Source organism: Streptomyces sp. NPDC007346, assembly GCF_040703535.1.
GTDB lineage: Bacteria > Actinomycetota > Actinomycetes > Streptomycetales > Streptomycetaceae > Streptomyces.
This window is the reverse complement of the sequence record NZ_JBEYKR010000083.1, coordinates 23,163-30,929: the sequence shown is the minus strand read 5'-3', so window position 1 is coordinate 30,929 and position 7,767 is coordinate 23,163. Positions and strand designations below refer to the sequence as shown.

Below are 7,767 nucleotides of genomic sequence, written 5' to 3'. Positions count from 1 at the left end.
CGGCCAGGGCGGGCGGCCCGGAGCCCCGGGCGGCCGTCCCTCCGGCCAGGGTGGCCGTCCCGGCGGTCAGAGCGGTCGCGGCGGCGGTCAGGGCGGACGCCCCGGCGGTCAGGGCGGGCGTTCGGGCTCCCAGGGCGGCGGCTGGGACGAGAAGGAGCAGCGTCCCCGCCGTCCCCGCCCCGAGGAGCGCCGCTACGACGTCGGCAACGACGCTCCCGGCGCCCGGTCCGAGCAGGACGGCCCCCGCAAGGGCCGCGGCTCGGCGGCCCGCGGCGGCGCCAAGGGCGGCCCGAGGCCCGCACAGGGCGGCGGCGGCCGCACCGGCGGTTTCCGCCGCGCCGCCCCCTCGCGTCCGCGTGAGCTGGACGCCAAGATCGAGCAGCGCAACCGCGACCGGTACGCCAACAAGCCCGAGGTCAGCCTCCCCAAGACCCACCCGGGCGCCGAGCAGGAGGGCGAGCGGCTGCAGAAGGTCCTCGCCAGGGCCGGCATGGGGTCGCGCCGCGCGTGCGAGGAGCTGATCGAGCAGTCCCGCGTCGAGGTCAACGGCGAGGTCGTCGTCGAGCAGGGCAAGCGCGTCGACGTCCACCGCGACGAGATCAAGGTCGACGGTCTGACCGTCGCCACGCAGTCGTACCTCTTCTTCGCGCTGAACAAGCCCGCCGGCGTCATCTCCTCGATGGAGGACCCGGACGGCCGCCAGTGCCTCGGCGACTACGTGACCAACCGCGAGACGCGGCTGTTCCACGTCGGCCGTCTGGACACCGAGACGGAGGGCATCATCATGCTCACCAACCACGGTGAGCTGGCCCACCGCCTCACGCACCCCAAGTACGGCGTGAAGAAGACCTACCTGGCCGCCATCCAGGGCCCCCTGCCGCGCGACCTCGGGAAGCGGCTCAAGGACGGCATCCAGCTGGAGGACGGCTACGCCCGTGCCGACCACTTCCGCGTCGTCGAGAACACCGGCAAGAACTACCTGGTCGAGGTGACCCTCCACGAGGGCCGCAAGCACATCGTGCGCCGGATGCTGGCCGAGGCCGGCTTCCCGGTCGAGCGCCTCGTACGGACGTCCTTCGGGCCGATCCCGCTGGGCGACCAGAAGTCCGGCTGGCTGCGCCGCCTCACCAACACCGAGGTCGGGATGCTGATGCGCGAGGTCGGCCTCTAGCGGCACCTGCCCCTCTCGAAGGCCCGCGGCCGGTATCTGTTCGGAAAGTCCGAACGGGACCGGCCGCGGGCCTTCTGCCGCCCCCGTCCACCATTTATAGTCAGAGTGACTATTAAGAAGGGGGTGGGGCATGCGACTCACGGACGCGCTCGATCCACGGTGGCCGCTCACCGACCCCGAGAGCGTCGCCCTCCCGTTCCCGGAGAGGCGATGAGCACCGGCGTACCCGAGGGGTACGACCCGCAGGCCTTCCCCCCGTTCGCGGTCACCGTCGACCTCGCGGTCTTCACCGTCCGGGAGGGGGCGCTCCACGTCCTGCTGGTCGAACGCGGCCAGGACCCGTTCCGGGGCCGCTGGGCGCTGCCGGGCGGCTTCGTCCTGCCCCGCGAGTCCGCCGACGAGGCGGCCCGCCGCGAGCTGGCCGAGGAGACCGGGCTCGGCCCGGACGCCGTGGGCGCCCTCCACCTGGAGCAGCTGCGCACCTACACCGACCCGGACCGCGACCCGAGGATGCGCGTGGTCTCGGTCGCGTACGCCGCACTCCTGCCGGACCTGCCCGAACCGCGCGGCGGCGGCGACGCGGCGAGCGCCCGGTGGTGGGAGACGGGCTCCACCGGCCCGCTGGCCTTCGACCACGACCGCATCCTGGCCGACGCCCGCGACCGCATCGGCGCCAAGCTCGAACACACCTGCCTGGCCACCGAGTTCTGTTCCGCCGAGTTCACGCTCGGCGAGCTCCAGCAGGTCTACGAGACGGTGTGGGGCGTCGAGCTGGACCGCCCCAACTTCCGGCGCAAGGTCCTGAACGCGCCGGGCTTCGTCCGGCCCGTCGAGGGCCCGCCGCGCCGCACGGGCGGCCGGGGCAAACCGGCGGCTCTCCACCGGGCGGGCGGAGCCACGGCCCTGCGCCCGCCCCTGCTGCGCCCGCCACCGCCGGAACCGCCGAGCCCGGACCCGCAGCCCACCGAACCACCCCTCTCGCGCCCGGAAGGACGAACGCCATGACCATCGTCACCCGAAGACTCACCAAGCAGGCGGCCACCGGCTCGCTGACCGGGCTCGCACTCGGCGACGCACTGGGCTTCCCCACCGAGTTCAACGACGTGCCCTCGATCCTGGCCAAGTGCGGCCCCTGGCGGCACATGGACCTGCCGACCCCCGCGATCGTCACCGACGACACCCAGATGACCCTCGCCCTGGGCCGGGGCATCCGTACCGCCATGGACAGCGGACTGCTCACCCCGGAGCGACTGGTGGACCCGGTGCGTGAGGAGTTCATCGCCTGGTACCACTCGCCGGAGAACGACCGGGCCCCCGGCAACACCTGCCTCACCGCCTGCCGCATGCTCGAATTCACCCGCGTCTGGCAGGAGGCGAGCCAGACGCGCTCCAAGGGCTGCGGCGCCAACATGCGGGTCGCGCCCGTCGGTCTCGTCCCCGGCCTCAGCGACGAGCAGCGCGCCGGCGCCGCCCAGCTCCAGGCCGCCCTCACCCACGGCCACCCCACCGCCCTGGCCGCCTCCGACCTCACCGCCCGTGCGGTCCTCCTGCTCGCCCAGGGAGCCGAACCGCTCGGCCTGATCGGCCAGTTGCGCAGCTACGCGTACGAGAACAGCGGCCGCTACCACACCCGCTGGCTCGGCGACCTGTGGCGCCACGCCCAGGACGCCTCGCCCGAGGCGTTCATCAGCCGTGGCTGGGACGAGTGCCAGAGCGCCCTGGCGGCCGTCCAGGAGGCCCTGAGCGACCCGTCACCGGAAACGGACCCGTGCGAGCGGACCGGGGACGGCTGGATCGCCGAGGAGGCCCTCGCCACCGCCCTGCACTGCTTCCTGCTCTTCCCCGAGGACCCGCTCACCGCCCTGCGCCGGGCCGCCTGCACCCGGGGCGACTCCGACTCGATCGCCTGCCTGGCGGGCGCCTTCGCCGGGGCCCACCTGGGCGCGGGGGCCTGGCCCCAGGAGTGGTCGGAACGGATCGAGTACCGCAGCGACCTGCTGTCCCTGGGGGCGCTCTGGGACGCTTGAAGCCCTGGCGCCCGGCTACCGGGCCGACGCCCGCCGGGTCCGTACCAGGAAGTCCTCCACCGCCGCCCGGTCCGGTCCGGGCGGCAGTGGGGAGGAGTCCGCCGCCTCGTCGTTCTCCTCGGCCAGGCGGTTCATCCGGCGCTCCACCTCCGGCCAGGGCACCTCGCCCCGCTTCACCGCCAGCAGCTCATCGCGCGCGTCGCCCACCTCGATGCGCAGCTCGCCGGTGCGCAGCAGGTCCCGGCCGCTCGTCAGCAGGCGCAGCAGGTGCATCGCGTGCTTCCAGCGGGGCTCCCCGTGGACGCGTACGTCGGCCTCCAGCTTCTTCCGCTGGCCCAGCGCGTAGCGGACGAACGTGCCGTGGGCCAGGCGGGAGAGGAACGCCCCGCGCAGCGCCACCAGTTCGCGGCCGGTGTCGTCCACGTACTCCACCAGCGGGGAGTGCAGGCACTCCAGCACGTTCGGGTTGGCCCGCAGCGCCAGCTCGCAGAAGCGCTCCAGCTCCCACGAGAACTGCTCGGGGCCGGGGCCCTCGATGTGCGTCGGAGGCTTGTCGAAGCGCCAGAACAGCGGGGTGGGGGCGACGAACACGCCCCGCCGGTCGGTGTCGCTGTCCTCCGTCGCCAGACCGAACGCGCGGGAACCCATCACACACGCGTAGACCGTGTGGTCGCGTACGAGCGCCTCGTCGGCAGGGGTGATCATGGCGGCGAGGGTACGCGGGCGGCGGGGCGCCCCGCTCCCGGATTCCGGCGGCCCGCCTCCGGGTGCCGGCCGCCCCGCTCCGGAAGCCTGGCCGCCGCGCCTTCGGATGCCGGCCGCCCCGCCCCCGAGGTCCGCGCTCCGCGCCCCCGTCCCCGCCCTCACCCCAGCCGGATCGTCCCGCCCGAGACCGTGATCTGCTCCTCCGGCAGCGGGCGGGTCGCCGGGCCCGCCTCGACCGCCGCGTCCGTGAGGGAGAACTTGCTGCCGTGGCAGGGGCAGTTGATGGTGCCGTCGCTGACCGACGCGACCAGGCAGTTCGCATGGGTGCAGACGGCGGAGAAGGCCTTGAACTCGCCCTCCTCCGGCTGGGTCACCACCACCTTCCGCTCCTTGAAGACCGTGCCGCCGCCGACGGGGATGTCACCGGTCGCGGCCAGCTCCTCCCCGCCGGGGGAGGTGTCCGGTGACGTACCGGGGGAGGCCCCGTCCGACGCCGTCGGCGTACCGCTCGCGTCGCCTCCGCCGCCCTCGTCGCCGGACGATCCGCAGCCGGTCACCAGGGCGGCGGCGCCTGCCGCCCCCGCGGTCAGAACCGTCCTTCGCCGTGCGTTCATGGGCTCTCTCCTCCTGTGGCGGTCGGTGCGGGCCATGGTGGCGGCGGGGAGCGCGCAGGTGAAGCAACCGGGCGGACCGTGCGCCCGCCCGGGTGGCGGATGGGCCCCGGAACGCCGCCCTCCTCGTCTCAGGGACAGAGCGCGGTGACCGGGGGAGCCGCCTCCCCTCTAGGGTGATCGAAGCAGCGCAGAGGTGAACGAGCAAGGAGTTGGGACGTGGCGGTACGAGCGGTCCGTGGAGCCGTCCAGCTGGAGCGGGACGAGGCCGGGCACATGGGCGAGCGGGTCGGTGAGCTGCTCACGGCCGTCCTGGAACGCAACGGACTGGTCGCCGACGATCTGATCAGCGTCTGGTTCACCGCCACCCCGGACCTGCGCAGCGACTTCCCGGCCGCCGCCGCGCGCGGCCTCGGGGTCGTCGACGTCCCGCTGATCTGCGCCCAGGAGCTGGACGTCGACGGGGCCATGCCCCGTGTCGTCCGCATCCTCGCCCACGTCGAGACGTACCTCTCGCGCGCGGAGATCCAGCACGTCTACCTCGGCGCCACCGCCGCCCTGCGCAAGGACATCGCCCAGTGAGAACCGCCCTCGTCATCGGAACCGGCCTCGTCGGCACCTCCGCGGCCCTCGCGCTGGCCGGCCGTGGCATCCACGTCCACCTCGTCGACCACGACCCCGAGTCGGCCCGCACCGCCGCCGCGCTCGGCGCCGGGACCGACGAGCCGCCCGTCGGCCGCGTCGACCTCGCCGTCATCGCCGTACCGCCCGCCCACACCGCGGCCGTCCTGGCCACGGCCATCCGCGAGGGGGTGGCCCGCGGCTACCTGGACGTCGCCAGCGTCAAGGGCGGCCCGCGCCGCGAGCTGGAGGCGCTCGGCCTCGACCTCACCCCGTACATCGGTACGCACCCGATGGCGGGCAAGGAGCGCTCCGGGCCGCTCGCCGCCACCGCCGACCTCTTCGAGGGCCGCCCCTGGGTCCTCACCCCGACCCGGGAGACCGACACCGAGGTCCTCAACCTCGCCCTGGAGCTGGTCGCGCTCTGCCGGGCCGTCCCGGTGGTGATGGACGCCGACGCCCACGACCGGGCCGTCGCCCTCGTCTCCCACACCCCGCAGCTGATCTCCTCCATGGTCGCCGCGCGGCTGGAGGAGGCCGACGAGAGCGCCGTACGCCTGTGCGGCCAGGGCATCCGCGACGTGACCCGGATCGCCGCGTCCGACCCCCGGATGTGGGTGGAGATCCTCTCCGCCAACCCCGGGCCGGTCGCCGACGTGCTCGCCGGGGTCGCCGCCGATCTGGAGGAGACCGTGACCGCGCTGCGCGGGCTGCACTCCGACGACGAGGAGAAGCGGCGCGCGGGCACCGACGCCATCGAGGACGTCCTGCGCCGCGGCAACGCCGGCCGCGTCCGCGTCCCCGGCAAGCACGGCGCGGCCCCCGCCGCGTACGAGACCGTGGCCGTCCTCATCGGCGACAAGCCGGGCGAGCTGGCCGCGATTTTCGCCGAGGCCGGCCGGGCCGGGGTCAACATCGAGGACGTCCGCATCGAGCACGCCACCGGGCAGCAGGCGGGCCTGGTCCAGCTCATGGTCGACCCGAGCGCGGCCCCCGTGCTCGGCGCGGCCCTCACCGAGCGCGGCTGGTCGATCCGGAGCTGAGGGCCCGTACGGGGGCGGCCGGGGGAGCGCGGCCCCGATCGGCCGGACCGCCCGGCGCCACCTCGTACGGGGACGGAGCCTCCTCGTACGGGGTGCGAGGGCGCGCCCGGCACTCGGTAACCTGGTACGAGGCCGCCCCCAGGCCGTCCGCGCCCACCCCGTGTACCAGGAAGGTGTCCACCACCGTGGAAACCGCAAGCTCCGCAGTGATCGTCGCCATCGACGGGCCCTCCGGCACCGGCAAGTCGAGCACCTCCAAGGCCGTCGCCGCCAAGCTCGGCCTGAGCTACCTGGACACGGGCGCGCAGTACCGGGCCATCACCTGGTGGATGCTGAACAACGGCATCGACGTGGACAGCCCCGCCGAGATCGCGACCGCGGCCGCCAAGCCCGTGATCATCTCCGGCACCGACCCGACCGGCCCGACGATCACCGTCGACGGCGAGGACGCCTCCGGCCCGATCCGCACCCAGGAGGTCACCTCCAAGGTCAGCGCCGTCAGCGCGGTCCCCGAGGTGCGCACGGTCATCACCGACCTCCAGCGCTCCATCGCCGCGGGCGCCGCGGGCGGCATCGTCGTCGAAGGCCGTGACATCGGCACCACCGTGCTGCCCGACGCCGACCTGAAGATCTTCCTCACCGCCTCCCCGGAGGCCCGCGCCGCCCGCCGCAGCGGTGAGATCAAGGGCTCCGACCTCGCCGCCACCCGCGAGGCCCTGATCAAGCGGGACGCCGCCGACTCCGGCCGGAAGACCTCGCCGCTGGCCAAGGCGGACGACGCCGTCGAGGTGGACACCACCGAGCTGACCCTCCAGCAGGTCATCGAGTGCGTCGTCACCCTCGTCGAGGAGAAGCGGACCGCCGCGTGAGCGACGCCACGGGGGCGCCGACCCTGCGCGGAGCGGCCGTCGGGCGGACGATCGGCATCGGCCTGATGTACGGGCTGTTCAAGCCGCGGGTGCTCGGCGCGTGGCGCGTGCCCGCCGCCGGACCCGTCATACTCGCGGTGAACCACTCCCACAACATCGACGGACCGATGCTGATGGGGACCGCACCCCGGCCGGTGCACTTCCTGATCAAGAAAGAGGCGTTCGTCGGCCCCCTCGACCCGTTCCTGCACGGGATCGGCCAGATCGAGGTGGACCGTACGACCGTCGACCGCACCGCCATCAGCCACGCGCTGGGCGTACTGGAGAGCGGCGGGGCGCTCGGGATCTTCCCGGAGGGCACCCGGGGCGAGGGAGACTTCGCCTCGCTGCGGGCCGGACTCGCGTACTTCGCGGTGCGGGGCGGGGCGCCCATCGTCCCCGTCGCCGTCCTGGGAAGCACCGAGCGCCGCGGACGGTTGATACGGGGGCTGCCCCCGCTGCGCAGCCGGGTCGACGTCGTCTTCGGTGACGCGTTCGACGCGAGCGCCGGCGACGGGCGGCGCACCCGCAAGGCGCTGGACGAGGCGACCCTGCGGATCCAGGCGAAGCTCACCGCCCACCTGGAAGGCGCCAAGCGCCTCACCGGGCGATAGGCGAGACTTGGATACTTGAGTAGTGGGCCGCGCTGATCGTGGTCCATCGATGATGCAAAGAGGAACG

The 7,767-nt window shown here is 73.9% G+C and carries 9 protein-coding genes; 7 read left to right on the top strand and 2 right to left on the bottom strand.

Going from position 1 to position 7,767, the window contains the following annotated elements; all coding sequences use genetic code 11:
* The 3 genes from AB0917_RS21440 to AB0917_RS21430 all read left to right on the top strand — a co-directional run.
* A partial coding sequence (locus AB0917_RS21440; RefSeq protein WP_366821207.1) for a pseudouridine synthase occupies positions 1-1,171 on the top strand: 1,171 nt, incomplete at its 5' end.
* Between the two features lie 210 nt (positions 1,172-1,381).
* A complete protein-coding gene (locus AB0917_RS21435; RefSeq protein WP_366821206.1) occupies positions 1,382-2,176 on the top strand; it encodes an NUDIX domain-containing protein in 795 nt (264 codons plus the stop codon).
* On the top strand, positions 2,173-3,198 hold the full coding sequence (locus AB0917_RS21430) for an ADP-ribosylglycohydrolase family protein (protein ID WP_366821205.1): 1,026 nt from the start codon (positions 2,173-2,175) through the stop codon (positions 3,196-3,198). The genes AB0917_RS21435 and AB0917_RS21430 overlap by 4 nt, the downstream gene beginning before the upstream one ends.
* Before the next feature lie 15 nt (positions 3,199-3,213).
* On the opposite strand, the gene AB0917_RS21425 is transcribed toward AB0917_RS21430, so the two are convergent.
* On the bottom strand, positions 3,214-3,903 hold the full coding sequence (locus tag AB0917_RS21425) for a nucleotidyltransferase domain-containing protein (protein ID WP_366821204.1): 690 nt from the start codon (positions 3,901-3,903) through the stop codon (positions 3,214-3,216).
* 158 nt (positions 3,904-4,061) lie between these two features.
* Positions 4,062-4,517, bottom strand: coding sequence for a Rieske (2Fe-2S) protein (locus AB0917_RS21420; protein WP_366821203.1), 456 nt, complete (start codon positions 4,515-4,517; stop codon positions 4,062-4,064).
* Positions 4,518-4,733: 216 nt separating this feature from the next.
* Here AB0917_RS21420 and aroH point away from each other — a divergent pair, with 216 nt between their 5' ends.
* From aroH to AB0917_RS21400, 4 genes are all read left to right on the top strand, one after another.
* The gene (gene aroH, locus AB0917_RS21415; RefSeq protein ID WP_366821202.1) at positions 4,734-5,096 is read left to right on the top strand and encodes a chorismate mutase; all 363 of its coding nucleotides are present in this window, start codon (positions 4,734-4,736) and stop codon (positions 5,094-5,096) included.
* Positions 5,093-6,178, top strand: coding sequence for a prephenate dehydrogenase (locus tag AB0917_RS21410; RefSeq protein WP_366821201.1), 1,086 nt, complete (start codon positions 5,093-5,095; stop codon positions 6,176-6,178). Before aroH ends, AB0917_RS21410 begins: the two co-directional genes overlap by 4 nt.
* Before the next feature lie 173 nt (positions 6,179-6,351).
* Complete coding sequence (cmk, locus tag AB0917_RS21405; RefSeq protein ID WP_366821200.1) at positions 6,352-7,047, top strand: (d)CMP kinase; 696 nt, start codon at positions 6,352-6,354, stop codon at positions 7,045-7,047.
* A complete protein-coding gene (locus AB0917_RS21400; RefSeq protein WP_366821199.1) occupies positions 7,044-7,700 on the top strand; it encodes a lysophospholipid acyltransferase family protein in 657 nt (218 codons plus the stop codon). Before cmk ends, AB0917_RS21400 begins: the two co-directional genes overlap by 4 nt.
* The last annotated feature ends 67 nt before the right edge of the window (positions 7,701-7,767 follow it).

Coding starts and splice junctions, on each gene's coding strand:
- AB0917_RS21435 (WP_366821206.1), top strand. CDS start 1,382: ATGAGCACCGGCGTACCCGAGGGGTACGACCCGCAGGCCTTCCCCCCG.
- AB0917_RS21420 (WP_366821203.1), bottom strand. CDS start 4,517: ATGAACGCACGGCGAAGGACGGTTCTGACCGCGGGGGCGGCAGGCGCC.
- AB0917_RS21425 (WP_366821204.1), bottom strand. CDS start 3,903: ATGATCACCCCTGCCGACGAGGCGCTCGTACGCGACCACACGGTCTAC.
- AB0917_RS21430 (WP_366821205.1), top strand. CDS start 2,173: ATGACCATCGTCACCCGAAGACTCACCAAGCAGGCGGCCACCGGCTCG.